The organism is Variovorax sp. P5_A3, from assembly GCF_056400665.1.
Map to the genome: position 1 here is coordinate 156574 of NZ_JBFUKW010000010.1, position 26568 is coordinate 183141.

General features: G+C 67.5%; 24 protein-coding genes and 1 pseudogene. 10 read left to right on the forward strand and 15 right to left on the reverse strand.

The features are described from left to right. Positions 1-9 precede the first annotated feature (9 nt). Positions 10-1365 (forward strand): 3-deoxy-D-manno-octulosonic acid transferase, encoded by a 1356-nt coding sequence (locus tag AC1D3B_RS17615; RefSeq protein WP_478191947.1) that lies wholly within the window; start codon positions 10-12, stop codon positions 1363-1365. Between the two features lie 138 nt (positions 1366-1503). On the opposite strand, the gene AC1D3B_RS17620 is transcribed toward AC1D3B_RS17615, so the two are convergent. The 8 genes and pseudogenes from AC1D3B_RS17620 to AC1D3B_RS17655 all read right to left on the reverse strand — a co-directional run bounded on the left by AC1D3B_RS17620 (position 1504) and on the right by AC1D3B_RS17655 (position 10739). Continuing rightward, on the reverse strand, positions 1504-2652 hold the full coding sequence (locus AC1D3B_RS17620) for an autotransporter outer membrane beta-barrel domain-containing protein (RefSeq protein ID WP_478191948.1): 1149 nt from the start codon (positions 2650-2652) through the stop codon (positions 1504-1506). A gap of 121 nt (positions 2653-2773) precedes the next feature. Then, positions 2774-2842 (reverse strand): annotated as a pseudogene (locus AC1D3B_RS17625) (hypothetical protein); the annotation flags it as partial. 48 nt (positions 2843-2890) lie between these two features. Beyond that, positions 2891-4423 carry a TolC family outer membrane protein gene (locus tag AC1D3B_RS17630; protein WP_478191949.1) on the reverse strand — a complete coding sequence of 511 codons (1533 nt, stop codon included), beginning with the start codon at positions 4421-4423 and terminating at the stop codon, positions 2891-2893. Between the two features lie 167 nt (positions 4424-4590). Then, positions 4591-4929 (reverse strand): rhodanese-like domain-containing protein, encoded by a 339-nt coding sequence (locus AC1D3B_RS17635; protein ID WP_478191950.1) that lies wholly within the window; start codon positions 4927-4929, stop codon positions 4591-4593. A gap of 13 nt (positions 4930-4942) precedes the next feature. Beyond that, positions 4943-5626 (reverse strand): protein-L-isoaspartate O-methyltransferase family protein, encoded by a 684-nt coding sequence (locus AC1D3B_RS17640; protein ID WP_478191951.1) that lies wholly within the window; start codon positions 5624-5626, stop codon positions 4943-4945. 22 nt (positions 5627-5648) lie between these two features. Beyond that, positions 5649-8879, reverse strand: a complete 3231-nt coding sequence (locus AC1D3B_RS17645; RefSeq protein WP_478191952.1) for an efflux RND transporter permease subunit — start codon at positions 8877-8879, stop codon at positions 5649-5651. Positions 8880-8892: 13 nt separating this feature from the next. Then, positions 8893-10065: an efflux RND transporter periplasmic adaptor subunit gene (locus AC1D3B_RS17650; protein WP_478191953.1), complete on the reverse strand. Its 1173-nt coding sequence runs from the start codon at positions 10063-10065 to the stop codon at positions 8893-8895. Further along, entirely contained in the window at positions 10062-10739 is a 678-nt protein-coding gene (locus tag AC1D3B_RS17655) for a TetR/AcrR family transcriptional regulator (RefSeq protein ID WP_478191954.1), read from the reverse strand. The genes AC1D3B_RS17650 and AC1D3B_RS17655 overlap by 4 nt, the downstream gene beginning before the upstream one ends. A gap of 133 nt (positions 10740-10872) precedes the next feature. On the opposite strand from AC1D3B_RS17655, the gene AC1D3B_RS17660 reads away from it, so the two are divergent. The 4 genes from AC1D3B_RS17660 to AC1D3B_RS17675 all read left to right on the forward strand — a co-directional run bounded on the left by AC1D3B_RS17660 (position 10873) and on the right by AC1D3B_RS17675 (position 14893). Continuing rightward, positions 10873-11271: a hypothetical protein gene (locus tag AC1D3B_RS17660; RefSeq protein WP_478191955.1), complete on the forward strand. Its 399-nt coding sequence runs from the start codon at positions 10873-10875 to the stop codon at positions 11269-11271. 75 nt (positions 11272-11346) lie between these two features. Continuing rightward, on the forward strand, positions 11347-13446 hold the full coding sequence (locus tag AC1D3B_RS17665) for a TonB-dependent receptor (RefSeq protein ID WP_478191956.1): 2100 nt from the start codon (positions 11347-11349) through the stop codon (positions 13444-13446). A gap of 132 nt (positions 13447-13578) precedes the next feature. Next, the gene (locus AC1D3B_RS17670; RefSeq protein ID WP_478191957.1) at positions 13579-13887 is read left to right on the forward strand and encodes an acylphosphatase; all 309 of its coding nucleotides are present in this window, start codon (positions 13579-13581) and stop codon (positions 13885-13887) included. Positions 13888-13945: 58 nt separating this feature from the next. Continuing rightward, positions 13946-14893: an AEC family transporter gene (locus tag AC1D3B_RS17675; RefSeq protein WP_478191958.1), complete on the forward strand. Its 948-nt coding sequence runs from the start codon at positions 13946-13948 to the stop codon at positions 14891-14893. 4 nt (positions 14894-14897) lie between these two features. Here the strand turns inward: AC1D3B_RS17675 and AC1D3B_RS17680 are convergent, their stop codons facing one another. From AC1D3B_RS17680 to pdxH, 5 genes are all read right to left on the reverse strand, one after another. Continuing rightward, a complete protein-coding gene (locus AC1D3B_RS17680; protein WP_478191959.1) occupies positions 14898-15941 on the reverse strand; it encodes a hypothetical protein in 1044 nt (347 codons plus the stop codon). Then, positions 15938-16990, reverse strand: coding sequence for a hypothetical protein (locus AC1D3B_RS17685; RefSeq protein WP_478191960.1), 1053 nt, complete (start codon positions 16988-16990; stop codon positions 15938-15940). Before AC1D3B_RS17685 ends, AC1D3B_RS17680 begins: the two co-directional genes overlap by 4 nt. Next, positions 16987-19086: an AAA family ATPase gene (locus AC1D3B_RS17690; RefSeq protein WP_478191961.1), complete on the reverse strand. Its 2100-nt coding sequence runs from the start codon at positions 19084-19086 to the stop codon at positions 16987-16989. The genes AC1D3B_RS17685 and AC1D3B_RS17690 overlap by 4 nt, the downstream gene beginning before the upstream one ends. 17 nt (positions 19087-19103) lie before the next feature. Further along, positions 19104-20012, reverse strand: a complete 909-nt coding sequence (locus AC1D3B_RS17695; RefSeq protein WP_478192078.1) for a DUF4231 domain-containing protein — start codon at positions 20010-20012, stop codon at positions 19104-19106. 114 nt (positions 20013-20126) lie between these two features. Then, on the reverse strand, positions 20127-20795 hold the full coding sequence (pdxH, locus tag AC1D3B_RS17700; protein ID WP_478191962.1) for a pyridoxamine 5'-phosphate oxidase: 669 nt from the start codon (positions 20793-20795) through the stop codon (positions 20127-20129). A 23-nt stretch (positions 20796-20818) separates the two neighbouring features. Between pdxH and AC1D3B_RS17705 the strand changes: the two genes are divergently transcribed. Beyond that, positions 20819-21394, forward strand: a complete 576-nt coding sequence (locus AC1D3B_RS17705; RefSeq protein WP_478191963.1) for a nucleotidyltransferase family protein — start codon at positions 20819-20821, stop codon at positions 21392-21394. Here the strand turns inward: AC1D3B_RS17705 and AC1D3B_RS17710 are convergent. Together AC1D3B_RS17710 and AC1D3B_RS17715 are read right to left on the reverse strand one after the other, a co-directional pair. Then, positions 21381-21917 carry a superoxide dismutase family protein gene (locus tag AC1D3B_RS17710; RefSeq protein ID WP_478191964.1) on the reverse strand — a complete coding sequence of 179 codons (537 nt, stop codon included), beginning with the start codon at positions 21915-21917 and terminating at the stop codon, positions 21381-21383. The genes AC1D3B_RS17705 and AC1D3B_RS17710 overlap by 14 nt on opposite strands. Before the next feature lie 2 nt (positions 21918-21919). Next, positions 21920-22588: a gamma-glutamylcyclotransferase gene (locus AC1D3B_RS17715; protein WP_478191965.1), complete on the reverse strand. Its 669-nt coding sequence runs from the start codon at positions 22586-22588 to the stop codon at positions 21920-21922. Between the two features lie 117 nt (positions 22589-22705). Here AC1D3B_RS17715 and AC1D3B_RS17720 point away from each other — a divergent pair, with 117 nt between their 5' ends. From AC1D3B_RS17720 to AC1D3B_RS17735, 4 genes are all read left to right on the forward strand, one after another. Continuing rightward, positions 22706-23248, forward strand: coding sequence for an OmpA family protein (locus AC1D3B_RS17720; RefSeq protein WP_478191966.1), 543 nt, complete (start codon positions 22706-22708; stop codon positions 23246-23248). A gap of 120 nt (positions 23249-23368) precedes the next feature. Continuing rightward, positions 23369-25207, forward strand: coding sequence for a phosphogluconate dehydratase (gene edd / locus AC1D3B_RS17725; protein ID WP_478191967.1), 1839 nt, complete (start codon positions 23369-23371; stop codon positions 25205-25207). Next, on the forward strand, positions 25198-25839 hold the full coding sequence (gene eda / locus AC1D3B_RS17730; RefSeq protein ID WP_478191968.1) for a bifunctional 4-hydroxy-2-oxoglutarate aldolase/2-dehydro-3-deoxy-phosphogluconate aldolase: 642 nt from the start codon (positions 25198-25200) through the stop codon (positions 25837-25839). Before edd ends, eda begins: the two co-directional genes overlap by 10 nt. Beyond that, positions 25836-26561 carry a haloacid dehalogenase type II gene (locus AC1D3B_RS17735; protein ID WP_478191969.1) on the forward strand — a complete coding sequence of 242 codons (726 nt, stop codon included), beginning with the start codon at positions 25836-25838 and terminating at the stop codon, positions 26559-26561. The genes eda and AC1D3B_RS17735 overlap by 4 nt, the downstream gene beginning before the upstream one ends. Positions 26562-26568: the final 7 nt, after the last annotated feature.

Consider the following 26568-nt stretch of genomic DNA (forward strand, 5'->3'; position numbering starts at 1 on the left):
CCATCGAGCGTGCGTTCGTTGCTGCTGCGCCTCTACGGCGCTTTCACCACCCTGGCCCAGCCGCTGGTCCGCCGCAAGCTCCGGCGGCGCGCAGCGGCCGAGCCCGGCTATGCGCATGCCGTGGAAGAGCGCTTCGGTCACTACGACGAAGCTGCCAACGGCACGGGCTGGTGCTGGATCCACGCGGTATCGCTCGGCGAGGCCCGCGCGGCCGGCATCCTGATCGAGGAGCTGCGCCGTCAGTTTCCGGGCATCCCGATCCTGCTCACCAACGGCACGGCCACGGGTCGCGAAGAGGGTGCCAAGCTGCTCGAACCCGGCGACCTCCAGGTGTGGCAACCATGGGACGCGCCGGAGCCGGTGGCGCGCTTTCTCGATCGCTTCCGCCCGCGCATCGGCGTGCTGATGGAGACCGAGGTCTGGCCCGAGATGACCGCCGCCTGCGCCGAACGCGGCATTCCGCTGGTGCTCGCCAATGCGCGCCTGAACGAGAAGTCGCTCGCCGGCGCCGAGCGCCTGGCGTGGCTCGCGCGCCCCGCCTATTCATCCCTCGCGGCCGTGTGGGCGCAAACGGAGGCCGATTCGCACCGACTCGTCTCGCTGGGCGCCAAGGTGGCCGGCGTCTTCGGCAACCTCAAGTTCGACGCCACCCCCGACGCCCGTCAACTCGCCACGGCCACCAAGTTGCGTGGCCAACTGCCGCGCCCCGTCGTCGTCTTCGCCAGCTCACGCGACGGCGAGGAACAGCAACTCCTCGACGTCCTCAAGCGTTTCGGCGCCCTGGCCCCCGTGCCGCCCGCGCAGGATGCGATCCAGTCGATCGCCAAGCGCGTGCACGACGTGCAATGGATGATCGTGCCCCGTCATCCCCAGCGCTTCGACGAAGTGGCCGCCCTGGTCGAATCCAACGGCTTCGCCGTCGCCCGCCGCAGCGCCGCCGGCGCCCCCAAGGAAGCCGAGATCTGGCTAGGCGATTCCCTCGGCGAAATGGCGCTCTACTACGGCCTAGCCGACGTCGCGTTGCTGGGCGGCAGCTTCGAACCCTTGGGCGGCCAGAACCTGATTGAGGCCGCCGCCTGCGGCTGCCCGGTCATCATGGGCCCTTCCACCTTCAACTTCGCCGAAGCCGCCGAACTCTCCCTGTCCGCCGGCGCCTCATTGCGAGTCGCCGACATGGAACACGCCGTCACCGCCGCCCTGAAACTGGTAGAAAAACAGGACCGCCGCGAAGCCATGTCCCAAGCCGCCCTCGCTTTCGCATCCGCCAACCGAGGCGCCGCCGAACGCACGGCAACCGCCCTGCTAACCATCGCAGAACAGGCGTCCCCCACCCCCGAAGAACGCCCCGAACCCCACCTGGAATAGCAGGCCCCAACTGCGCGGCCAGCAAAGCATGGCCCCTTCGCGAAACACCGCGGATCCGGCTCCGCCGGTCCGCTGGTGTTGCCCCCGGTAGGGGGTGGAGAGCGACACGAAGTGCGCGAGCCTGGGGGCGAGCAACGACTACCACGCGTATTTCATGCCGCCCCGCACCGTCCACGCCTGGTAGTTCTGGTTGCCCCATTGCCATCCCAGGTCACCCCAGCCTGCCCAGCCCGACCTGAGATCGACATTGACGCCTGCCTTCAGTTCGTAGCGGCTGCCCGGGTAGAGGTCGCGTATCGAATACGGGTTCGCCACGAGCTCCTCGCCCGTGTTGTCATACCACCAGTTGAACGCCGCATAAGGACGCACTCGCCAGCCCAAGTCCTGGATTCCGGTTCCGCGCAGGCGCACCCCCAGCCTCGATGCGAACCCGCTGTGCGTTCCTTCGACGCTGCTTCCCAGGGGATCGATCGCCCCATAGGAAGCGGAAGGGGACGAACGGTTGTGCAGATAGATGATCTGGCCCTGCGGCTCGATCACCCAGTTGCTGGCCTCGCCCAATCGAATCGCGTAGCCGGTCTCGGCCGACAGCATGCCGACCTGCGAGTCGTAGTTCGAGCGATCCGGGAAGCCGGGCTGGACCTGGTTGCTGAACCGCGAGTACTGGCCCCAGACGTCTGCATACCAGCCAAGCCGGGTTCGATCGTTCTGGTACCAGGTGCCGTACATGCCTGCACCGCCACCCGAGGTCTCACCACGCGCCTGGAAGGGAGCGCCTGGCACATTCGCATCGGTTCTCCCTCCGGCATAGCCGGCCATCGCGCCCAGATGCAGCCGGTCGGTGCCGCCGAACAGCGAGAACTTCGCCACGTCCCCGCCGCCCTGCATCATCCACGCGTTGCTGTTCGCATCGAGTCCGCCGGGGCTGCCCGAAGCCATCCCCAGGCCACCCCCGCGGAACCACACGGTGCGGGGGTTGTCGGGCGAGGAATCCCCCCATCGATCCTGAAGACTGTGCACGAAGACAAAGCTCGACAGGCGCTGGTCGCCCAGGTAGGCGCCGGCTTGTGGTTCAGCGATGGCGCCAGGACCGACGCCGGCGGGGCAGAGGCCCGTGGCGCCGATCGGCGCCGGCGTGCATTGCGCAAAGACGCCGGAACCGCTCGCGCCGAGGACGGCGACGGCCGCCAGACGCGTACACGCGCGAGCGACGTGCACCCCCAACCCGACGGGGGGCCGCCGGGCTGAAGCGCCCTTGCCGGGCACTTGCGGAGACGCACATCGCATGGCCGAACCCTCCTTCGGACAAGCCTGGCGATCTGTGATGCCGGGCGGTTCGAACCATTGTGCGCGGGTCGACCGGAGTCGTCACTTACCGCCAAGCGGAATGTGGCGTTCCGTCAACGGATCAGGGTTCGACGATGTTGAACATGGGCTCGAATTCGTCGAGCATGGAGAGCAACGCCCGCACTTTCGACGCATCGCCTGGTGCACGAGATGATGGATTCGCCGAGGGCCGGCAGGCCTAGCGTGTAGGCGGCACGACGATCACCGGCGGCGGGGGCGGCACGGGCATCGTCGGCGGCTGCGGATTGAAAGGCGGCATCGTCACGGGCGGCATCACGAAGACCGGATTCGCTGGCACGGGCACAGGGCTCACTGTGGCGGCGGAAGGCTGGTTCGGCGAAGCCTCGCTGCCGACGGTCGCACGGCCGTTGGTCGCCAGCGTGTCGTTGACGGTGGTGAGGTCGCCCGGCGTCAGCGTGCCGTTGGCCTGGCGCAGCTTGAGGTTGCCCACCAGCACGTTGTAGCGCGCAACCGCGAGGTCGCGCTTGGTCTGGAAGAGCTGACTCTGCGAGTTGAGCACGTCGATGTTGATGCGCACGCCGACCTGGTAGCCCAGCCGGTTGGCGTCGAGTGCGCTCTGGCTGGACGACTCGGCGGCTTCGAGCGCCTTGACCTGCCCGGCGCCCGAGATCAGCCCGAGATAGGCCGTGCGCGTGGCCTGGGAGACGTTGCGGCGCGTCGATTCGAGGATCTGGCGCTGCTGCTCTTCGAGCGCCAGCGTTTCCTTGACCCGGTTCTCGGTCGCAAAGCCCGCGAACAGGGGCAGGTTGAACACCACGCCGATGCTCGCGGCCCGCACGTTCACGCGGCCGGTGCTGGTGCTGGTGCTCGTGCCGTTCGGGTTGTTCGTGGCGTTGTAGCCGAGCTGCGCGTCGAGCGTGGGCTTGTGGCCGGCCTGGGCCTTGTCCACTTCGAGCTTGGCCACCTCGAGGCCGAGCTTCGCCTGCGTGATGGCGGGGTGCACGTCCTCGGCCTGTTGCACCCAGGTGTTCATGTCGGCCGGCACCGTCGGCAGCACCACCGGCGCGGCCAGGGGCGTCGGGTTCGCGCCCGGTCGGCCGACCAACTGGTCGAGCGCGATCTTCCGGACCTGCAGGTCGTTCTCGGCCGTGATCTCCTGGGCGATCACGAGGTCGTAGCGGGCCTGCGCCTCGCGCGTGTCGGTAATGGTGGACGTGCCGACCTCGAAATTGCGCTTGGCCGATGCGAGTTGCTCAGCCACGGCGATCTTCTGCGCGCGCACGAGCGCGAGGCTGTCCTGCGCGGAGAGCACGTCGAAATAGGCCTGACTCACGCGCACGACCAGGTCCTGCTCGGCGATGGTCAGCGTGGCCTCGGCGATGTCGACCTGGCGCTTGCTCTGCTCGTAGACGGCCCAGTTTGCGGGCCGGTACAGCGGCTGTGTCGCGTTGATGCCGGCGGACTGGTTCGGGAAGCCACGGGTCGCGGAAAGGTTGTCGGTCGACAGCTCCTGATGCGTGGCCGAAGCATTGGCCGACAGCCCCACTGCCGGCAGGATGCCTGCCTTTGCCTGCGCCGCCCGCGCCAGACTCGCGTCATATTGCGCGCGCGCCGCCTGATAGGTCGCGTCATAGCCGCGCGCCGAGTCATAGAGTTCGATCAGGCTCTGGCCGTGAGCCGGCAGCGCAATCGCCGTTGCGAACACGATCGCGAGCGCTGCCGAAAGAGGAAGAGACCTGGGAACGGGCATGAAATGTCCTAGAAGAATTCAGTAGCAGCAGCAGCGTTGCAACGCATTGACCGCGCTTCGGCCGCAAAAGTCGGGAAACCCCACGGAACCGGCTTCGCCGGGCCGTAGGGGTTGCCCCCGGCAGGGGGTGGGCGGCCACACGAAGTGGGCAAGCCTGGGGGCGAGCATCAGTACCTTGGTATGGAGGGATCGTGCTGCGCGGACCACGCATCGATGCCACCGGCGATGTTCGCCACCTCGGCGAAGCCACTCTGGGCCAGGAAGGCCGCCACCCGCTGGCTGCGTGCACCGTGATGGCACAGGCAGGCGATGCGCTGGCCGGCATCGAGTTCGGCGACACGGGCGGGGAGCTCGTTCATCGGGATCGTCGCCAGGGTGAAGCCCTGGGGCACCACGCTGGCGGTGTGCAGTTCCCAGGGCTCGCGCACGTCCAGGACCACCGGCATGGCGCTCGGATTGCGGGCGAACCAGTCGGCAAGCTCGGCCGGACGAATTTGATCGATCATGAAATCGTGTGGATCAGAAGTTGAAGCGCGAAGGCGCCGGGAAGTTGAGCAAGCGCGGTGCCACGGTGTCCCACGGCTGGATGGTTTCCCACTTGCCTTCGCTCGTGCGGGTGACGAAGTGGGCGCGCATCATCGGTTCGTCGCCGACGACTGCCGCCAGCCGGCCACCCTGCTTGAGGGAGCCGAGCAGGCCCTGGGGAATGCGCGCGACCGAGCCGCTCAGCACGATCACGTCGAAGGTCGGGCCGCTGGGCAGTGGCTGGGCGCCGTCGGCATGGCGCACCTCGACGTTCATGACGCCGTTGCGGCGCAGCTTCTCGGCGGCGGAAGCGGCCAGCCCGGGGTCGATCTCCAGCGTCAGCACCTGGGCGGCGCGGTGGGCGAGCAGCGCGGCCATGAAGCCGGAGCCGGTCCCGATCTCGAGCACCGACTCCTGCTTCTGGATGTGCAGGTCCTGCAGCATGCGCGCTTCGACCTTGGGCGAAAGCATGAATTGGCCGGCTTCCTTCGCGGTCGCGCCTTCCAGCGGGATCTCCATGTCGAAGAAGGCCAGGGCGCGATGGGCCTCGGGCACGTAGTCCTCGCGCCGGATGTTGTTGAGCAGGTCCAGGATTTCGAGGTCGAGCACATCCCAGGGGCGGATCTGCTGTTCGATCATGTTGAAGCGCAGGCGCTCCAGGGTAGGCGTGGGATTCATGTGATTCTTCCTAGTGGGGGACTCAGGACAAACCCTCAATTTTAGGCATGGGCTCCGTCGGTTCTTTGACAGGGATCGACGCGGGCGCGCGATTCCAGCGGCGACGTGCCCAGTTCGCGAGGTCGTCCATGTAGCAATAGACGACCGGCACGACCACCAGCGTGAGCAGCGACGAGGTGATCACGCCACCGATCACGGCCTGCCCCATGGGTGCGCGCTGCTCCGAGCCTTCGGTGATCGCGAAGGCCAACGGCACCATGCCGAAGATCATCGCCAGCGTCGTCATCAGGATGGGCCGCAGCCGCACGCGTGCCGCGAGCAGAAGCGCTTCGGCACGCGGCAGTCCCGGTACCGTGCTGCCGTCGTCGGCCACGCCGGGCTCGCGCGCACGAATGGCGAAGTCCACCAGCAGGATCGCGTTCTTGGTGACGAGGCCCATCAGCATGACCACGCCGATGATCGAGAACATCGACAGCGTCGAGCCGAACAACATCAGCGCCAGCACGACGCCGATCAGGGTGAGCGGCAATGCCGTCATCAGCGCCAGCGGCTGCAGGAAGCTCTTGAACTGGCTCGCCAGGATCATGTAGATGAAGATGATCGCGAGCGCCAATGCGGACACGGCATAGCCGAAGGATTCCTGCATGTTCTTGGTCGAGCCGCTGAACTGCCAGCCGTAGCCGGGCGGGAACGCGATGCCGGCGAGCGCCTGGCGGATGTCGGCCGAGACTTCGCCCGCCGAGCGCCCGTCGACGTTGGCATTGATGCTGACTTCGCGCGCGAGGGCGCGGCGATTGATCTGGTTCGGTCCGGTGGATTCGCGCACCTCGGCCACTTGCGACAGGCGCACGATGCGGCTCGATCCGTCGGCGTTCGCGCCGACCGCCGTGCTGACGAAGGGCAGCCGCGCGAGGTCCTGCGGGGAATTTCGCACCTCGGGCGCGAGCCGCACGTTGACGTCGTAGGTCTGGTCGTCGGGCGCGCGCCAGTTGCCGACGGTGGTGCCGGCGACCAGCGTGCGCAGGGCGGTGGCGATGGGCGTCACGCCGAGGCCGAGGTCCGATGCGGCGTCGCGGCGGATGACGACGCTCACCGTGGGCTTGTTCGGCTTCTGGCTCGAATCGAGATCGACCAGGCCCGGGATCGGTCGGATCGCCTCCATCACCTTTGCGGTCAGGCGTTCCAGTTCCTTCAGGTCGGGGCCTTGCAGCGAGAACTCGACGGGCTTGTTGCCGCCCACGGAATCGCGAAGGCCCACGTGCGTGACCGTGATGCCCGGCACCGAGCGCAGGCGCTCGCGCAGCACCGTCGACATCTGGTCCACGCTGCGCTTGCGCGCCTTGCGATCCACCAGCCGCACATAGATGCTCGCGTACATCTTGCCCTGCGCGTCGCCGGTGTTGATGGTGGTGAGCGTGTAGCGCACCTCCGGCATCTCGCGCAGTACCGCTTCGACCTGGCGCGCCTTGGCTTCCGTGACTTCGAGCGACGAGCCGACCGGTGTGTAGAAGTTGATGGCTGTTTCGGAATAGTCCGCCTTGGGCACGAACTCCGTACCGAGCAGCGGCACCATGAAGATGCTCGCGATGAAGATGCCCAGCGCCGCGCCCAGCGTCGCCAGCTTGTGCACCAAGGCCCAGCGCAGGATGGACTGGTAGCCCTCGGCCAGGCGCTCCGTCGCGCGGTCGAACCAGCCGGTCACGCGGCCGATGGTCTTGTCGTAGAAGGTGACGGGCGCCCCGCGCTTGCCGTGCGTGTCGATCGCGGGGTCGTGCCAGATGCTCGACAGCATCGGGTCGAGCGTGAAGCTGACGAACATCGAGATCATCACTGCCGCGACGATCGTGATGCCGAACTCGTGGAAGAACTTGCCGATGATCCCTTCCATGAAGCCGATCGGCAGGAACACCGCGACGATCGACAGCGTGGTCGCCAGCACTGCGAGGCCGATCTCCTGCGTGCCGTCGAGAGCAGCCTGGTAGGGGCGCTTGCCCATCTGCACGTGGCGCACGATGTTCTCGCGCACCACGATCGCGTCGTCGATCAGCAGGCCCACGCACAGCGACAGCGCCATCAGCGTGATCATGTTGATCGTGAAGCCGAACATCGCCATGAACCAGAAGGTGCCGATCAGCGCGATCGGCAAGGTCAGGCCGGTGATGACGGTGGAGCGCCACGAGTTCAGGAAGAGGAACACGATCAGCACCGTGAGCACGGCGCCTTCGATCAGCGTGCGCCGCACGTTCTCGACCGCGACGCGGATCGGCCGCGAGGCATCGGCGATGGGTTCGAGCCGCACGCCCGGCGGCAGTTGCGGCTTGATCTCGGCAATCGCCTTCTGCAGTCCGTCGACCACCTGGATGGTGTTCTCGTCCTGCGCCTTCTGCACCGACAGCAGCAGCGTGCGCTGGCCGTTGTAGAGCGCGAGGCTGTCGAGCTCCTGCGCGCCGTCGCTCACGGTCGCGACCTGGTCGACGCGGATCGGCGCGCCGCCCTTGCGCGTGACGATGATGCGGCCGAAGTCCTCCGGTCGTTCCATGCGCGCGTCGATCTGCACCACTCGGTCCTGTTCGAGCGAGCGCACCGAGCCGACCGGCAGCGCCTGGTTCTCGCTGCGCACCGCTTCGACCACCTGGCTGGCGCTGACGCCGAAGGCCTCCATGGCCTGCGGGTTGAGGTAGATGTTGATCTCGCGCTTGGTACCGCCCACCAGCGTGACGGAACCGACGCCGCGCACGTTCTCGAGCCGCTTCTTCAATACCTGGTCCGCCCAGTTGGTGAGTTCGACGGCGCTGGGCTGCTTGTCCTTGTCGCCTTCCGGCAGCACGGCGACCGACCAGACGGCGCGCGATGCCGGGTCGAAGCGCAGCACGCGCGGCTCCTTCACCTCGTCGCGGAACAGCGGCCGAACGGCCGCGACCTTTTCGCGCACATCGTCGGCGGCCTTGCGTCCGTCGACATAGAGCTGGAACTCGATGATGACGACCGACTGGCCTTCATAGCTGCGCGAGGTGAGGGCGTTGATGCCGGCGATCGAGTTGACGCCTTCCTCGATCTTCTTGGTGACCTCGCTCTCGACGATTTCGGGCGAGGCACCGGGGTATTCGGTGATGACCACCACGACCGGGAAGTCGATGTTCGGGAACTGGTCGACCTGCAGGCGCTGGTACGAGAACATGCCGAGCACCACCAGCGCGAGCATGAGCATCGTCGCGAAGACGGGATTCTTGAGACTGACGCGAGTGAACCACATGGCGCTGCGTCGCTCAGGGCGCGGTGCGGGCGGTGGTCGCCGCGACCGGCGCCAGGCGCACGGCCGTGCCATCGCGCAGTGGGCCAACGCTGCCCGCTACGGCGACCGCGCCGTCGTCGATTCCGCTCACCGCGATCATGGTCTGGCCCTCGGCCAGTCCGCGCAGGCCGGTCTCGACCTGGCGGTGCACGATGCGTCCGTCGATCACGAGCTGGACGTAGGGTGCAGGCTTGTCGGTGCGCACCGCGGACAAGGGCAGCGCGAGGGTCTCGGTGCGGCCCACGTCGATCGTGCCCTGTGCGAACAGGCCCTGGCGGAAGCCGGTGCTGCGATCCAGCCGCAGGTAGACCAGCACGCTGCGGCTGCCCGCCTGCGCGCTTGGGTTCACGCGCACCACGGTGGCGCCGACGCTGCGCTCGCCGCTCTTGGGGTCGACGCTGCTGCTGCCTTCGATCTGCAGCGTGGCGCGCTGGCCCACGCGCACCGCCACCGAGTCGGCCGCGGCGACCGTGGCCTCGACCTCGATGCGGCTCAGGTCGACCACTTCGATCACCTTGGTGTCGACGCCCACGCGCTCGCCCGATTGCGCGAGCCGCTGGGACACCTGGCCCGTGATGGGGCTCTTCAGCACCGTGTCGTCGAGGGACTTGCGCGCCATCTCGACGGCCGCGAGCGCGGCACGGTGGGTGGACAGCGCGGAATTGAGGTTCGACTGCGAGGTCTCCAGCGCCGTCCGGGAAATGAAGCCCTGATCGACGAGCGCCTTGTTGTTGTCGAAGGTACGCTGCGCCACCTCGGCCTGCGCGCGGGCCGAATCGGCCTGCTCCTGCGCCTGCCGCACGCGCGACTGGTATTCGATCGGATCGATGCGCGCGATGACCTGTCCGGCGGTGACGTTGTCGCCTTCGCGCACCGTGAGGCCGATCAGTTCGCCCGCCACGCGGGCCTTGACCTGTGCCGAGTCCACCGCCTTCAGCGTGCCCGACACCGACAGCGCTTCCGCAAGCTCGCGGCGCTTGACGCGCACCACGTCCGCGGGCGAAAGCTCGACGACGGTTTCCTTGACCGTGTCGCCCGCGGCGATCGCGGCCTGGTGCGCCTTGCGCGCACCGACGGCGCGCAGCACGCCGCCGACGACCAGGATCAGGACCAGGGCCGCAATGACCCACTTCAGATTTCGTTTCATGCAGGCGCTCTCGGCGGCAAGCTAAGTCCGTGCAGCACGGTCTCGGCCTGGATCGCCAGGTATTTCTCGGGGTCGATTTCGGTTTCGCCGTCGACACAGATGGCCGCCGCATGCTTCGTGAGCATGAGGAAGATCATCGGGGCGATGACGGTGTAGATGGCGAGCTCGACGTCGACCGGCGCGAATTCGCCGCGGTCGATGCCACGTTGCAGGATGCGGCGCAGCAGCTCGTGACCGGGCCGCACCACTTCGCGCCGGTAGAACTCGGCCAGCTCGGGGAAGTTCCGCCCCTCGCTCATCATGAGCTTGGTCAGGCCAGAGGCCTTGGTCGAGCCGACCCGCTCCCACCAGATGCGCATGCAATAGCGCAGCATGTCGGCCGTGGTGCCTTCGTATTCGTCGAATTCCTTGTTCCACTCGGTGAAGCGTCCGGCGAGGTTCTCGATGACCACGGCCTTGAACAGCTCTTCCTTGCTCGGAAAATAGAGGAAGAGAGTGCCCTTGGAGACGCCGGCCCGGGCGGCGACTTCTTCCGAGCGGGTAGCCGCGAAGCCCTTGTCGACGAAGAGGTCGAGTGCCGCTTCCAGCAGCTCGCCGGGACGGGCTTCCTTGCGACGCTCGCGCTTGGTACGCACGGCGCAAAGCTTGTCGCTGAGGAATCGAGGGGCGGGCATGGGAGAGGGTTAATGACTGGCGGGTTATTAATGTAGTGAGCCGCCCCGATTGCGTCAAGCCGAGGCAGCGCGCGCCGGTCCCGTTCGTTGCCCGAGATTTCTTCCTTGTGAGCCGGGGTATTCTTCGGACCCCATGCGTCTCGCCGCCCACCGCAGTCGAACCCGAACCCGCGCCATCGTTTGTGCGCTGGCGTTCGCGCTGTGGCTCGCGACGACGCTCGGCTTCATGCACCGCACCTTGCATGATCCTTCGGCGGAACTGGCACCGACAGCATCCGCTCACGAAGGCAGCACGGCGAAGACCGCGGACGCGCGCCACGCGCAAGGCGGTCTCTTCGCGCTGTTCGGAAATCACACCGACGCCGATTGCCGGCTGTACGACCAGTTTTCCCATGGCGCGGCCGCACTTTGCGTGCCGGTGGTGATCCTTCCGGTCATGCTGCCGGCGGCCACCTTCGCCTGGCTCGAGGGCGAGGCACTCGCCCGATGGGTCGCGCTCTTCGACGCGCGCGGCCCGCCTCCTACTCGCTGAATCCCCTTTGCTGCCGAGCTGCTCCCGCCTTGCGGGACGCGGCCGGCTGTCCATTGATTCAACGAGTGTTCAAAGATGCGATCCTTCCTTCGTCGCAGCGCCGTGGGCGTTGCCGTGCTTTCCCTTCTTTCATCTGCCGCCTGGGGCCAATCCGGCGCGGATGCTCCCCCCACCCTGCGTGAAGTCACCGTCACCGGCAATCCGCTCGGCGCCGCCGACCTGATCGCGCCGACCACCTCGCTGTCGAACGATGCGCTGCTTCTCAAGTCCCAGTCGACGCTCGGCGAGACACTGAACGGCGTGCCGGGCGTGAACAGCACCTACTTCGGACCGAACGCCAGCCGGCCCACTATCCGCGGCCAGGACGGCGACCGCATCCGCATCCTCCAGAACGGCGGTGCGGCGCCCGATGCTTCGGCGCTGAGCTACGACCACGCGGTGCCGGTCGATGTCCTCGTCACCGATCGACTCGAAGTGCTGCGCGGGCCGTCCGCCCTGCAGTACGGCGGCAGCGCTGTGGGTGGCGTGGTCAACGTGATCGACAACCGCATCCCGACCGAGCCGATCGACGGCTTCGGCGGACGGGCCGACGTGGGCTTCGCGACCGGCAACCGCGAGAAGGCCGGCGGCGTGGTGCTCGAAGGCGGCAACAACCGCTATGCGCTGCACGTCGATGCATTCCGGCGCGATTCGGACGACGCCTCGGTGCCGATCGCGATCCCCTGCGCCAATCCGCAGCGGCCCGGCATCGCCTACAAGTTGTGCAACTCGGCCAATCAGGCGGAGGGTGGCGCGGTCGGCGGCACGATGTTCTTCGACCAGGGATGGCTCGGCGCATCGATGAGCACGTACGGCAGCACCTACGGCACAGTGGCCGAGGACGACGTGACCATCCGCATGAAGTCCGACCGCTACGCGCTGGAGGGCGAGTGGCAGCCGGGGGGCTTCTTCACCAACGTGCACGCGAAGGCGAGCCGCACCGAGTACCGCCACACCGAGTTCGAAGGTCCCGAGCCCGGCACGGTCTTCACCAACGACAGCAACGATTTCCGGCTCGAAGCACGCCACCGGCCGATCGGCAACCTCCAGGGCATCGTCGGCTTCACCAGCGAGAGCGGCCGCTTCTCTGCGGCGGGCGAGGAAGCATTCGCACCGAACAGCCGCACGCGGTCGAACGCGCTCTTCGTGACCGAGGACCTGGGCACCTCGTGGGGGCGGCTCAATTTCGGCGCCCGGACCGAGCAGGTCAAGGTGCAGTCGCTCGGCTTGCCGGATGACCCGGCCGTCACGCGTTTCTTCGTGGGCCAGCGGAACTTCAGCCCGAGCAGTGCCGCATTCGGCGCTCTGGTCAACCTCACGCTGCAATGGCAGCTCACATCCAACCTCGCCTACACCGAGCGTGCACCCAAGGACTACGAACTGTTCGCGAACGGCCCGCACGTCGCGACCGCGGCGTGGGAGATCGGTGATCCGGACCTGAAGGAGGAAAAGTCGACGGGCCTGGACTTTGGCGCCCAGTGGAAGTCTGGTCCGAACACCGCCCGCGTGAACGCCTACTACACACGATTCAGCAACTACATCGGACTCACGGCGACCGGGCGAGAGCGCAGTGTGGATGGCGAAGTCGATCCGCCGCCGGTCGACACGCCTGAAGGCTTGCTGTTCCCCGAGACCTTCGCGGAATACGTCTACCGGGGCGTGCGCGCGCGTTTCACCGGCATCGAGGCGAATGGCAACCTGCGGCTGCTCGGCACCGATGGCTTTTCGCGCCTCGACGATGCCGCGACGCTGGATCTCGAATGGCGCGGCGATCTCGTGCGAGCGGTCAACACGGACACCCACCAGCCACTGCCCCGCATCGCGCCCGCACGCGTAGGCGCAACTCTTGCGTATGGCAATGGGCCATGGATCGCACGTCTCGGCTTCGACTACAACGCTGCACAGGATCGCGTGCCGCCGCTCGGCGACCGCGCGACCGACGCCTTCACGCTGTGGAACGCCTCGCTCACCTACAAGATGCGGGTGCAGCGCGCCAACCTCACCTGGTATGCGCGCATCGACAACATCACCAACCAGCTGGCCTACAGCGCGACCTCGATCCTGACGACGACCGTATACCCCAATGCGCCGTTGCCGGGGCGGTCGCTGAAGCTGGGCTTGCGGGCGTCGTTCTAGTCCCTGTAGGTCGAAAGCATTTCAGAGGGAAACTACCGTTTTCGCCCGGAAGACATGAGCGCGACCATCGGGCCGTTGGCACTGCAACTTGATTCCGGAAGCGAAGGAATGTGGAACTCGCGGAGTCGGCCCATGCGCCCTGAAGATCACGACTGTTCGGTGGAAAGCCGGTTGGCCCGCGTACGCGGGATCGTGCAGGGCGTCGGCTTCCGCGAGACCTGCGTGCGCCACGCGCGCGCACTCGGCATCACGGGCTGGGTCCGCAACCGGTCCGACGGTTCGGTGGAAATCATGGTGCAGGGCACGCCCGAACAGCTTGCCGAGATATGCGGCTGGCTGCGCAACGGCGTGCCGTCGGCGGTCGTCGACAGCCTCGAAGTGAACTCGCTGCGATCGCCTGTCGATCGGCTCGACCAGTTCGAGCGGCTGCCCACCGTCTAGGCTCGCACCCCGGCATCGTGCGGCGGCCGGCAGCTGGTCGCCATGTATCCTCGCCGCGGTGAATTCATCCGTACTTTCCTCGCTCCTGCCTGTCGTGCTGCTCATCGCCGCGGGCTACCTGGCAGGGCGGCGGGGATGGGTCGGCGGCAAGGCGGTGCGGGACTTGTCGAACCTGATCTTCCTGCTGCTCGCGCCCGCGCTCCTGTTCCGGTCGATGAGCACGGTCCATGTGGAGCAATTGAGCCTGCGGCCGGTCGCCGCGTACTTCATCGCTGCGGGGCTGATCTTCGCCGTCACCATGCTGTGGCGCGGCTTCAACCGGACGGCCGCCGTGCTTGCGCTGGCCAATACCTACAGCAATACCGTGATGATCGGCATCGCGCTGATCGGGCTCGCCTACGGTCCCGACGGCACCATCGTGCTGCTCACGCTGATTTCGCTGCACTCGTTGGTGCTGCTGACGAGCGCAACCGTGGTCCTCGAACTCGCGGTGGCCCACGAGCACGCGTCGACGACAGGGGAGGAGCGCCGCTCGATGATGCGCACCGTGGGCCGGGCGCTCTACAACGCGATCATCCACCCGGTGCCGCTGCCGATCATCGCGGGCCTGCTGTTCGCCCAGACAGGCCTCCGTATGCCCGAGGCCATCGACACGCCGATCGCCTTGCTTGGCGGTGCCTTCAGTCCGGTGGCGCTGGTCATGGTCGGCATCACGCTTGCGTTGACGCCGGTCGGTGCGCACTGGCGAGGCGCGCTGGTGCAGGCCGTGGTCAAGAACGTGGTCCATCCGTTGCTGACAATGGGCATCGGCCTGGCACTGGGACTGCGCGGGTTGCCGCTGATCGTGATGGTCGTGGCCGCGGCACTGCCCATCGGCGCGAACGTCTTCCTGTTCTCGCAGCGCTATCGCACGGCGGAAGAACTGGTGACGGCGAGCGTGGTGATGTCGACGTCGCTGGCGCTGGTCACGCTGTCGGTGGTGATGGCGTTGGCGGATCGCCTGTAGCCAGTCAATCCTCGCGCGCTGCGCGTCGGCGCAAGTCGACGTGCAGCGCTTTCAGCTTTTCGGTGAGTTGCTTGTCCAGTGACTCGATGCTTTCGTAGTCGATGCGGCTGTCGGCGGCAACGTCGAAGGGCGGGCGGCTTTTTGCGCGCGTTGCCGCCATTCGTCCCTTGCCGTGCAGGAGCAGCGTCGGCCGGCCCTTGCCCCACGCGTAGCCGATTTCGAGGAACACATTCGGATTGCCGCCGGTCACGTCGGCGATCACGAGATGCGCCTGCTGGATGCGCTCCTTGATCTGCTCGACGATGGAGCCGGTGAAATGCTCAAAGTCCAGCCGCTCCGGCCTGAACTTGCAACGCAGCGCGGGCTTCTGGATGCCGTAGTGAAAGACGTCCGACATCCGGCTGGCGAAAGGCATCGCGATGAAGGCCGCGAGCGTGTCCTGGATCGTCAGCCGCTGCTCGAAAGGCGCCCTTGCATGCTGGCTGGCTTCGTTCGCGGGGTAGTATTCGAAGGTCCAGGCGGATGCGTCAGTGGCGTCGGGGAACAGCTCACGCAACTTGTCGGCGATGAGCACGCGGCGGATGTCCAGCGGCTCCAGCAGGACGATCTCCTCCAGCGCCGGATGAGGAGCCGCCAGCGCATCGAGCAGGCCGAGCAAGAGGTACTCGACGCATGCCGATTCGTCGAGGCCATGGTACGGCCCCGGCAGCGCCAGCGCGGCGCGCGTGGCGGCCGGATGACCGGCGGCCAGCGCTGCGAGCACGGCGGCCGAATAGACCCGCACTTGCGGATAACCGAATTCCACATTCGGTGGCGGGTCGACGAAGACTGCATGCGACAGGCGGGCGGCCGCCCAGCGCGCGTCATGCGAGCCCTTCGGCGCCGGCCGCATCAGTGCGACAACGCCGTCCTGCCACTGCGCGGCCTCCGTGGCCTGCACGGAAATGCGCAAGGTCGCCGGGCTGCCGCGTGCCAGCGACTCTTTGCTGGCGTACTGGGCGATGGAGTGCTGCAGCGATGCACGCAGGCTCTGCTGGAGCGGATTCAAGACAGCTCCTTGTGATCGACGCCCAGCGGCAGGAGCGCGTACTTGCGCAGTCGATACAGCAGGTGGCGCTGGGCGTCGGTGAGCGTCTTTGGTTTCTCGACGGCGGTCGTTAGCGCCTGCCGTTCGACCGCGTTCATCATCGTCAGGATGGATCGCGTGAGCTGCGCCACCGGGCCGTCAGGATCTTCGACGAGGCTTTGACACTCGGCCAGCCCGAAGGCGCGTCCTTCGGCCGAGGCCTCGATGAGCTTGCGCGTCAGGCGGCTGGCCACCATCGGCTGGCCTTCCGATACCTTCGCCAGCAACCGCCAGGCATCGCTCGCGACGGTGACGGCCGCACGGGCGGCGAGCCGGTCGACCAGCAGGCGCACGTCTTCCTCGCCCAGCGGCTCCATCGGCACCGTCAGGAAGTGGTTGTACGGTGGCGAGGGCCCGGCCGCAACGCCGCCGACGTCGGACAGCGGGCGCGAGGCCGAGGCGACGAAGGCCAGCCCCCGGGGCATGCGGTTGCACAGATTGCGCACTTGGTTGAAGAACTCCGCCGGGGGCAGATAGCGGTCGTTGGCGATCACAGTGTCGAACTCGTCGACCAGCAGTATCACCGGGTATCCGGCGACCGCGAAGCTGTCGAAGACATCCTGCAGGTCGAACAGATCGAGTTGTCCTTTCGTGGCACGTTCCAGGGCATGGGTGAGCGCCTGGCCGATCTCCGGCCGCGCTGCCATCACGGCCTTGGCGCTCTCGGTGGTCCGGAGTTCGCGAAAAGCATGGATCCAGAAGTCGACCGGCACCGACTCGGCGCCGAGCGGCGGCGCATCGACGTAGACCCGGATCAGGTGACGGGCGCTGCCCAGCGTCTCGCCGGCATGGTCGCTGGTGAGATAGCGCAGCAGGGACGTCTTGCCGCAGCACGGCCCGCCGATCACCTGGCTGCTCAGCAGTTCCGCCTGTCGCAGGCGGCCACACACCACGTCGAGTTCGTTCCTGCGGCCATGAAAGCAATCCGGCAGCAGCGGGGCATCGTCAGCAGGCAGATCCGTCAGGCTCATCGCTCTTTCTCCTCGACACGGAGCGCATAGCGCTGCAGCCAGGACGCAGCGCGCAGCGCCAGGCTGGCCATCGGCGGATCATCCTTGGACTCCAGCGAGGGCGACGCGAGCTCGTCGGACGGCTTCGGGCCGGGGAGTAGCGTTTCGGTCAGGAGCGCCGCAAGCACGAAGCCGCCGAATGCGCACAGCAACAGGTTGATGTCGAATGCCGAGGCGATCAGCGTGACGGCCGCGCAGGCCAGAGAGATCAGCGCGAGGAGGCTGATGCTCCGCACGGTCAACACTTTCACCAACACCGGAAACGCGCCGACGCCCGCGGCCACGAAGCCCCGCCGGAGCCAGAGCAGACTGGCGTCGGACGCGGGCCAGTGCTTGGCAATGGGGTCGATCAAGAGCAATGGGGCAAGGGAGAAACCCAGCAGCACCACGAGTGCCGCGACGCCCTCGACGGTGCGCCTTGGCGCCAGCGTCGTCCTGGCATCTTCGATGGCGCGCAGCCCCTCCTTGTCGTCGAGGGCCTCGAACAGGCGCTCCGCTTCGGCGTGACGGTCCGGGATCGGCATCCTGATCCGCGCCAGATGATCGAGCCGGCGCCGTGCGTGCGCGGCCTCCGCGCTGTCGGCGTCGAGTTCGACGATGCGCCTGAAGGCCTTGACGAGGGCGTCGTCGTCGTGGCCGCTGCGCTCGATCTTCTCCACCAGCGCTTCGAGCAGCCCGGTGCGCGGCCCGGCCGGATCGAGGTCGAGCGCCCGTTCGAAGGCGGCGATCGCCTTGTCCAGGTCGCCGGGCTTGCCGCGCAGCCGGTAATGCACGCCGAGGCCGAGGAAGCCTTCGATCAGCGCCGGGTTGGCCGACACGGCCTGCTCGTACAGGTCGATCGCCTCGGCCTGCTGGCCGGCTTCCTGGCTGGTCACCGCCAACTCGTACAGCCGCCACGCCCGTGGATTGGCAAGCCGGGCCTGGGCCTCGAGCTCGACCAGCGGGCGGTTGGCGCGAATCCAGACGCCGACCATCGGGACCGCGAAGCGGTAGCCCGCCGAGGTGCCGTCTACCACGTCCCAGTTCGCAAGCCGCGCCGGCGACGTGCGCAGTTCCATCGCGTCGATCGGCGCGCCCTGGCTGAAGAGACGCTTCTCGATCTCGCTCATGCTCGCCGAGCGGCCGTGGTGCTCGCCCTGCAACTCGGCCAGCGCGGCCAGGAACAGGCGGTGCGCCGGCGCGTCGAGGCCGTCGTAGATCCAGTTCAGGCCGCTCGTGCCGTATTCGATCGCCGGCGCCACGGCTGCTTCGACATCGACTTGCGTGACGGCGACTGGCAGGGAGACGGCGTTGCGAATGCGCCGCTGCCAGAGAACGTTGCACAGGAGCTGCGTGCAGTAGGGGTGGCCCGCGGCCCACGCATAGAGCTTGGAGAGAGCCGCTTCGTCGAAAGCCAGCGCGTTGGCGCCGAGTTGCACCGCGAGCGCATCGGACTGAGGTCGTGTCAGCCTCACCAGCCGGTGCTGCACCGCGTTTCGCAGGATCGCGCCGACGAACTCTTCCGACAATTCGGAGACCTTGCGGCCGATCACCATCACGATGCCGAGCTGCGGGTCCATGTCGATGAGCTTGGCGAGATAGCCCAGGAAGGTGGATTCGGCGGCATTGGTCGCGGCGCCACCGTCGACGACGTCGAATTCGTCGAAGAGCAGCACCAGCCGCCTCGGCGAACCCAGTGCCGCGTAGGCCCGCTGCAGGAATTCGGGGAAGCTGTCGGAATCGATCTCTTCGCGGCCGGGCCGCGTCAATCCGCAGGCGGGGGCGATCTCGCGCGCCAGCCCGTAGAGGACGGTGTCCAGCGGCAGCGCAGCTTGGCCTTGGAGATCGAAGAAGACGCTGACAGTACCCCTCGGCAGATGCCGGGGCAACTGCCGCAGCACCGACGACTTGCCGATCCGCCGCTGCCCGTACAACACCACGGGCGCGCGCCGCACCGTCTGGAGCGACTGGAGCACGAACTCGAAGACGTCCTCGCGCCCGAAAAAGCCGAAGCCGCGCGGATCGCCCAGCGAGCCGCCGACGCTGTACGGGTTGAGGAGTTCATCCGTCCCGGTCATTCGCGCTTGGGGCCGGACTACGGCTTGTCCTCGGCCCATTTGGCAACCCATGAGGTGTTCTCCGCCGCGATGATGTCCTCGCAGCGGTTGACGAAGGCGGACCAGATGCTCGGGTCGGCCTTGGCCTCATCGAATTCCAGCGTCCGGTCTTCGAGCCGCCTCGCGGTTGCGAGGTAGGTGTCGACGAGGTGATCGAGCCGCGACGATTCGATGTGCGCGAGGATCAGGCCCGTGACGGTCGTGAGCACCGCCGTCAGCGCGGCCCAGTCGAAGGTGATGCCGCCGGTCGCGACGAAGGTCTTGCCGAAGGCGCCGGCGTACACCGTGATGAGCGTGGCCGCGGCGGAGAGGACGAGTTCGCCGCGCCGGAGCAACTTCGAAGTCTTGGCGTACTTCGCGGCATTCTTCCGATAGTAGTCCGTGGCCTGACTGACGACCCGCTTCTGGAGATAGTCTTCAGGCGACAACAGGACGCGCGGCGACGACCCCTTGCGCCCCGGGTCGTCCGCGGGTGCGCCGGCCTTCTCGGCGGCGGCCTCGATCTTGGTGCGCTCCTCTGTGAGCCTCTTCGAGGCATCGGCTCCGTCGTAGGGAGCTGCCTGCGCGGCGAAGCGGAAGGCTTCGCGCTTGAGTGCCTCCGAGGTGGCCCGGGCCAGCACCCAGCCCCGGGTCTTCTCCTGCCCGAGGAAGCGACTGGTGATGAGGGTCGCGAAGGCCAGGAGCCCGGCCGCCAGCGCAGCGACGATCGCTCGGCGATACGAGCCGGGCATGTCTTCAGGAAACTGGCTGGCCAATGCGGCGAACAGCGCGCCCGCGATCGACAACCCGAAGACCGTCCAACGCGCCTTGCTTTGAAGGGCCTTCTTTCGGTCAGCCGCGACCGACCACCCGACGGCGCGGTCCGCGGTGAGCTCCAGGGCCTGCATCACCTTCACTCTCCTGATCCAAGGATGAGGCGGATTGTGGCCGCGAATCCTTCCGCGTGGCGACCCAATTTTCGCGCGAGTCCCCTCCTTGGGGTAGACGTGCCAGCGACCGACTCAGGGCGCGAGCCGCTCGCGGACCCATTCGCCGTCTTCCTGGCGATAGCGAAGTCGGTCGTGCAAGCGGCTCTTGCGTCCCTGCCAGAACTCCCAGCGATCGGGCACCAGCCGCAAGCCGCCCCAATGCGGCGGGCGCGGTGGCGAGAGCAGGTGCTTCGCCGCATGGACCGCGGCGTTCTTCAGCAGCACGTCGCGTCCGCTGATCACCTCGCTCTGCGGACTGGCCCAGGCGCCGATGCGTGAGTCGAGAGGGCGGCTTGCGAAGTACGCGTCGCTTTCGGCGTCATCGACTCTGTCGACGCGGCCTTCGATGCGCACCACGCGCTCCAACTCGACCCAGTGGAACTGGAGGGCCGCCCACGGATTGCCCGCGAGGTCCTGGCCCTTGCGGCTGTTGTAGTTGGTGTACCAGACGATGCCGCGCGCGTCGTAGCCCTTGATCAGCACGATGCGTGTGGAAGGCCGCAGGTCGCCGCCGACGGTGGCCAGCGTCATCGCATTGGGCTCGGGCAGTTTCGCGTCGATGGCTTCGGCGAGCCAGCGCTCGAACTGCTGCAGCGGATCGGCGGCGCTGCTGGCTTCGTCGAGCTCGGCGCGCTCGTAGCTCTTGCGCAGCGCGGCCAGCGCTTCGTTGGGGGAACTCATCATGACGCCATTGTTGCGCATGCGAAGCGGAGATACTGCGCACCATGTCCAGTGCGCCCACGCCCCTGTCGCCCATCGTCATCGTGCTCGCCTCGGGCCGCGGCGAGCGCTTCCGCGCCGCCGGCGGGGTCGGCCACAAGCTTCAGGCTCCGCTGGCCGGAGCGACCGTGCTCGCGCACACGCTGGCTGCCGTGCGCGCCAGCGGTCTGCCGTGGCGCCTGGAGGATGTGGGCCATCCAGGTATGGGCGACTCCATCGCGGCTGCTGTGCGTGCCACGTCCGATGCGGGAGGCTGGCTCATTCTTCCGGCCGACCTGCCGCTGGTGCAGCCGGCCACCTTGCAGGCTGTGGCGCGTGCGCTGGTCGACCCGGCAATGGCCGCCCAGCCGCACTACCGCGGCGCGAGAGGGCACCCCGTCGGCTTCGCTGCGAGTTGCGGGCCGCAACTCGCAGCGCTGTCCGGCAACCAGGGTGCGGCGCCGGTCCTCCGGGCGTTGAGAGACGCGCGGCAGGTCGTCGAGGTGGAGGTCGACGACGTCGGCATCGTGACTGACATCGACACGCCCGAGGAACTTGCGCGCGCCGAGGCGCTGATGCGGGAGCGGCTCAGCCGCGCGTGATCACCGCGCAGGCGATGCGCGGGCCGGAGTTGCCGGCCGGTTGCGAGGTGTAGTCGTCACGGTCGCGGTGCACCACCAGCGCGCGTCCGACCACGTTGTTGGAGGCGCCTTCGGTCAGCGAAATGACGTGCACATCGACGCTGAAGCGTGCGACGCCGCTCGAGTCGGCCACCAGGCTTGGCAGTTCGCCCGCATGGCTGCCGGGCGCGGCGAACTTGCCGTGCGTGCCGCCGGAAGGATTGAAATGGCCGCCGGACGCATTGCCGTTGTCGCCGCAATCGCCTTTTTCGTGGACATGGAAGCCGTGTTCCGTGCCCGGTGCCAGGCCGCGCACTTCGCCTTCGACCCGCACGCCATGTTCCAGCGCCTTGAAAGTCACCTTGCCCATGGTCGGGTTCGGCGAGATCGCGCCGGTGGGTGCCAGATTGGCCGTGACGCCCGCGCCGGATCCCATGGTGCCGCACGCGGCGAGAACACTGGCCGCGAAGAGGACTGCCGCAGGGGCGATGAAGCGACGGGGCATGGCTACTCCTTGGATGTGGAATCGGATACCGATGGAGGAGGGTATACCGGAGCGTGCGGCGCTCCGCTGTCGGTCTGCGCCGATACCGACATCCGGGATTCCGCGAGCTTGCAGAGCCGCGCCAGTGCCGCGTCGTGAATGGCGTGGCGCTTGAGTTCCAGCAAGGTCTGCTGCGCATAGTCCAGCGAGCTGCCGTAGCGGCCCACCGCGCTCTCGAAGATCTGCCGGTAGCGATCGTCGCTCAGTTCGCCGGTGAAATTGGGGCTTCGCCGCGACAGCGTGAAGGCCAGCGCGCGCACGGTGGAATGCGGCGTCACGCATTCGAGCCACTTGGGGTCGTAGACGCCGGTGGGCATCTCGCGCAGCCAGAGGCGGCCGAGGGTTTCGAGGGCGTCCGCCGCGGGCACGCGGAACACCATCCCGCGACAACTGCCGCCCGACAACAGGCCGAACACCAGCCCGGGGTTTTCGACCGTGCCGCGGTTGACCCGGCTCCACATCTTCAGCGCGCGATGCCAGCCATGGACCCGCGCGGGATGCCGTTCGACGAAGCCGAAGTCAGGCCGCCAGATCAGCGAGCCGTAGCCGAAGAGCCAGAGATCCTCGTGCCCGCCCCATTCGGCGATCACGCGGTCGAGCATCGGCTTGGGGTCGCGCAGGGGCTTGGGCATGGGGTCCAGGCCAGGCGGACCGGGGTCGCCCGCAGCCGGAGGGGCGACGCCTACAATTTGGCGGTCATGGTTCACCGCACCATTATTTACCGACCCCTCAACTACGGAGACCCCCCCATGTCCGCCACAGTAGACGACGAGAGTCAGCAGAACTTCATCCTCGCTTTCGTCATGGGCCTGATCGCGCTGGTGATCTTCCTCGTGATCGGGATCGTGCTGTACCACAAGAGCCATGTGGCCGGCGCATCGGCTCAGCCGGTGGCAGCGGCCGCGGCGCCGAGGACCACCATCGCCGTCGTGACGGAAACCGTGGCGATCGTCATTCCGGACGGCGCGAGCATCCGCGTCGTGGGCGGTATCGTCAATTTCTACTTCGCCACGGCCAGTGCCGACCTGGCACCGGGCGCCGCCGAGGCACTGGCTGCCGTGATCAAGGGTGTCGAGAGCGGCCACAAGGCGGTCGTCTCGGGCTTCCATGACACGACCGGCGATCCGGCCATCAATGAGCAACTCGCCAAGAAGCGCGCCGAGATGGTGCGCGACGTGCTCACGGGTCTGGGTGTTCCGGCGGATAAGGTCGAGATGAAGAAGCCGGAAGTGACTGCCGGTTCGGGCAACAACGCCGAAGCGCGCCGCGTCGAAGTCAAATTGGTGGATTGATACCGCACTGCGCGCGTGAGTGAAAAAGCCCGGCCTGACCGGGCTTTTTCATTTCGACTTGATACCATGTACTTCCGAGCCGTCGTCACATGGCGGCTTTCCGGCAGAGCGACCCACCCCATGACTACACACCCCACAGTCCGCGACGTCACCGAGCGTATCCGCGTGCGCAGCCGAACGCTCCGAAGCGCCTATCTCCAGCGTCTGACCGAAACCCGCAACCGCGATCGCGGTTCCGACCGCATGGGCTGCGCCAACGTGGCGCACGCGGTCGCAGGCATTCCGGCCAACGACAAGTTCAGGGTGGTGAGCGAACGCGCGCCCAACATCGGCATCGTCACCGCCTACAACGACATGCTTTCGGCCCATGCGCCATACCAGGGCTATCCGGACATCGTCAAGCACGAGGCGCGCCGCCTTGGCGCGACCGCACAGGTGGCCGGTGGCGTGCCAGCGATGTGCGACGGCGTGACGCAGGGCACGCCCGGCATGGAACTGAGCCTGTTCAGCCGCGACGTCATCGCGATGAGCACGGCGGTCTCGCTCACGCACGACATGTTCGACGCCGCCTTGCTGCTCGGCGTATGCGACAAGATCGTGCCGGGGCTGCTCATCGGCGCATTGCATTTCGGGCACCTGCCGACGGTGTTCGTGCCCGCCGGGCCGATGCCTTCGGGCCTGTCGAACAGCGCGAAGTCCAAGGTGCGCGAGCAGGCGGCGCAGGGCCTCGTGGGCCGGCAGGGCCTGCTCGATGCGGAAATGCAGGCCTATCACGGGCAGGGCACCTGCACGTTCTACGGCACCGCGAACAGCAACCAGATGCTGCTCGAAGCGATGGGCCTGCATGTGCCGGGCACGGCCTTCATCCAGCCCGGCGATTCGATGCGCGAGGCGCTCACGCGCGAGGCGGTGCGCACCGTGCTGGGGCGCGCCTCCGATGCCGCGTACGCCGTGCCGCCGATTGGCGAAATGGTCGACGAGCGCGTGATCGTCAATGCCATGGCCGCACTGCTGGCGACCGGCGGTTCGACGAATCACCTGATCCACTGGGTTGCCGTGGCGCGCGCCGCGGGCATCCTCATCGACTGGAACGATTTCTCCGAGTTGTCGGAAGTGGTGCCGTTGCTCACGCGGGTCTATCCCAACGGCAGCGCCGACGTCAACGAATTCCAGGCTTCGGGCGGCCCCGGCTTCGTGATCGGCGAACTGCTCGACGCCGGGCTGATGCATGAGGACGTGCTCAGCGTTCGCGCCGGCGGCATTCGCGAGTTCGCGAACATTCCGACCTTGACGGGCGCGCCGTCCGATGAACACGTGCTCCAGTGGCACGTGGCCGCGCCGTCGAAGAACGATGCTGTCGCGCGGCCCGTGTCGACGCCTTTCAGCGCCACTGGCGGCCTGAAGCTGCTGAGCGGCAACCTCGGCCGCAGCGTCATCAAGGTGTCATCGGTGCCGGACGACCGGCATGTGGTTGAGGCGCCCGCCCGCGTATTTGAGTCGCAGGCTGCCTTGCAGCAGGCGTTCACCGCCGGCGAACTCGAACGCGACGTGGTCTGCGTGGTGCGCTGGCAAGGTCCGCAGGCCAACGGCATGCCCGAGCTGCACAAGCTCACGCCGCCGCTGTCGGTGCTGCAGGGCAAGGGCTTCCGCGTGGCGCTGGTCACCGACGGGCGCATGAGCGGCGCTTCGGGCAAGGTTCCGGCCGCCATCCATGTGTCGCCCGAAGCTGCGGCCGGCGGGCCGCTGGCGAAGGTGCGCGACGGCGACCTGATCCGCCTCGACGCTATCGCAGGCACACTCACCGTGCTGCTGCCCGAAGACGAATGGGCCGCGCGCGAAACGGCGACCCTGCCCGAAGAACTGCGCACCGCCAACGGTCACGGCCTGGGCCGCGACCTGTTTGCCGGCATGCGCCGCAATGCATTGACTGCCGAAGAAGGAGCCTGCACATGGCTGTGAAAGATTCGATCTCCGCGCTCGACGTGATGCGCGACGCCCCGGTGATTCCGGTCATCGTCCTGCACGACGTGAAGGATGCGGTGCCGCTGGCACGGGCGCTGGTCGCAGGCGGCATCCGCATGCTCGAGGTCACGCTGCGCACGCGCGAGGCGCTCGAATGCATCGAGGCCATCGCCAAGGAAGTGCCCGAAGCCGTCGCCGGCGCAGGCACGATCCGCAGCGCGGCCGATGCACAGGCTTCGGCGCTGGCCGGCGCGAAGTTCGGCGTCAGCCCCGGCTACACGCGCGCCGTCGGCAAGGCCTGCCATGATCTCGGCCTGCCGTTGCTGCCCGGCGTGGCGACCGGCAGCGAAGTCATGATGGCGCAGGAAGACGGCCTGACCGAGCTCAAGTTCTTCCCCGCGGTGCAGGCCGGCGGCCTCGCGATGCTCAAGGCCTGGCAAGGGCCTTTCGGCGACGTGAAGTTCTGCCCGACCGGCGGCATCCACGCGGGCAATGCGCACGAGTTCCTGGCGCTGTCCAACGTCGCCTGCGTGGGCGGCTCGTGGATCGTGCCGACCGACGCCATCGCGGCCGGCGACTGGACCCGCATCGAAGCGCTCGCGCGAGAGGCGAGCCAGCTCGCACGATGAGCGCGGTGCTGGACGGCAGTGACCTGAAGGTCATTGCCTTCGACGTCTTCGGCACGGTGGTCGACTGGTACGCCGGCATTGCCGCCGAGGCCGAACGTATCCTGCCGGGCATCGACGGCGGCGCCTTCGCGCTGGCATGGCGCGCGGGATACCAGCCTGCGATGAAGGGCGTGATGGAACGCCTCGCGGCAGGCGAGGGCGGCTTCACGCTGCTCGACGAATTGCACATGGGCATCCTCGAAGGCGTGCTGCGCGACTTCGGCGTGATCGATCTGGACTCGGCGCGCAAGCGCGAGCTCAACAAGGCGTGGCATCGCCTGCCGGCGTGGCCGGATTCGGTCGAGGGGCTGGCGCGGCTGAAGCGCAAGTACATCATCTGCACCCTCTCTAACGGCAACATCGGGCTGCTCACCGAGATGGCAAAGGGCGCGGGTCTGCCATGGGATTGCGTGCTGTCGGCCGAGGTGTTCAAGGCGTACAAGCCCGATCCGCGCACCTATCTTGGCGTCGCCGCGGTGTTCGACGTGACGCCGAACCAGGTGATGCTGGCCGCCGCTCATCATGACGATCTCGCCGCCGCGCGAGGCTGCGGTCTGCGCACTGGCTACATCGAGCGCCCGAACGAATTCGGGCCCGCGCGTCCGAAGGATGTCTCGCCGAATCCCGACAACACGCTGCATGCGCGCGACATCGGGGTGCTGGCGGATCTGCTCGGCTGTTGAGCCGAGA

Coding starts and splice junctions, on each gene's coding strand:
- AC1D3B_RS17665 (WP_478191956.1), top strand. CDS start 11,347: ATGCGATCCTTCCTTCGTCGCAGCGCCGTGGGCGTTGCCGTGCTTTCC.
- eda (WP_478191968.1), top strand. CDS start 25,198: ATGGCTGTGAAAGATTCGATCTCCGCGCTCGACGTGATGCGCGACGCC.
- AC1D3B_RS17735 (WP_478191969.1), top strand. CDS start 25,836: ATGAGCGCGGTGCTGGACGGCAGTGACCTGAAGGTCATTGCCTTCGAC.
- AC1D3B_RS17720 (WP_478191966.1), top strand. CDS start 22,706: ATGTCCGCCACAGTAGACGACGAGAGTCAGCAGAACTTCATCCTCGCT.
- AC1D3B_RS17685 (WP_478191960.1), bottom strand. CDS start 16,990: ATGAGCCTGACGGATCTGCCTGCTGACGATGCCCCGCTGCTGCCGGAT.
- AC1D3B_RS17645 (WP_478191952.1), bottom strand. CDS start 8,879: ATGTGGTTCACTCGCGTCAGTCTCAAGAATCCCGTCTTCGCGACGATG.
- AC1D3B_RS17715 (WP_478191965.1), bottom strand. CDS start 22,588: ATGCCCAAGCCCCTGCGCGACCCCAAGCCGATGCTCGACCGCGTGATC.
- AC1D3B_RS17655 (WP_478191954.1), bottom strand. CDS start 10,739: ATGCCCGCCCCTCGATTCCTCAGCGACAAGCTTTGCGCCGTGCGTACC.
- AC1D3B_RS17670 (WP_478191957.1), top strand. CDS start 13,579: ATGCGCCCTGAAGATCACGACTGTTCGGTGGAAAGCCGGTTGGCCCGC.
- AC1D3B_RS17705 (WP_478191963.1), top strand. CDS start 20,819: ATGTCCAGTGCGCCCACGCCCCTGTCGCCCATCGTCATCGTGCTCGCC.
- AC1D3B_RS17640 (WP_478191951.1), bottom strand. CDS start 5,626: ATGAATCCCACGCCTACCCTGGAGCGCCTGCGCTTCAACATGATCGAA.
- AC1D3B_RS17695 (WP_478192078.1), bottom strand. CDS start 20,012: ATGCAGGCCCTGGAGCTCACCGCGGACCGCGCCGTCGGGTGGTCGGTC.
- edd (WP_478191967.1), top strand. CDS start 23,369: ATGACTACACACCCCACAGTCCGCGACGTCACCGAGCGTATCCGCGTG.
- AC1D3B_RS17650 (WP_478191953.1), bottom strand. CDS start 10,065: ATGAAACGAAATCTGAAGTGGGTCATTGCGGCCCTGGTCCTGATCCTG.
- AC1D3B_RS17620 (WP_478191948.1), bottom strand. CDS start 2,652: ATGCGATGTGCGTCTCCGCAAGTGCCCGGCAAGGGCGCTTCAGCCCGG.
- AC1D3B_RS17630 (WP_478191949.1), bottom strand. CDS start 4,423: ATGCCCGTTCCCAGGTCTCTTCCTCTTTCGGCAGCGCTCGCGATCGTG.
- AC1D3B_RS17635 (WP_478191950.1), bottom strand. CDS start 4,929: ATGATCGATCAAATTCGTCCGGCCGAGCTTGCCGACTGGTTCGCCCGC.
- AC1D3B_RS17710 (WP_478191964.1), bottom strand. CDS start 21,917: ATGCCCCGTCGCTTCATCGCCCCTGCGGCAGTCCTCTTCGCGGCCAGT.
- AC1D3B_RS17690 (WP_478191961.1), bottom strand. CDS start 19,086: ATGACCGGGACGGATGAACTCCTCAACCCGTACAGCGTCGGCGGCTCG.
- AC1D3B_RS17660 (WP_478191955.1), top strand. CDS start 10,873: ATGCGTCTCGCCGCCCACCGCAGTCGAACCCGAACCCGCGCCATCGTT.
- pdxH (WP_478191962.1), bottom strand. CDS start 20,795: ATGCGCAACAATGGCGTCATGATGAGTTCCCCCAACGAAGCGCTGGCC.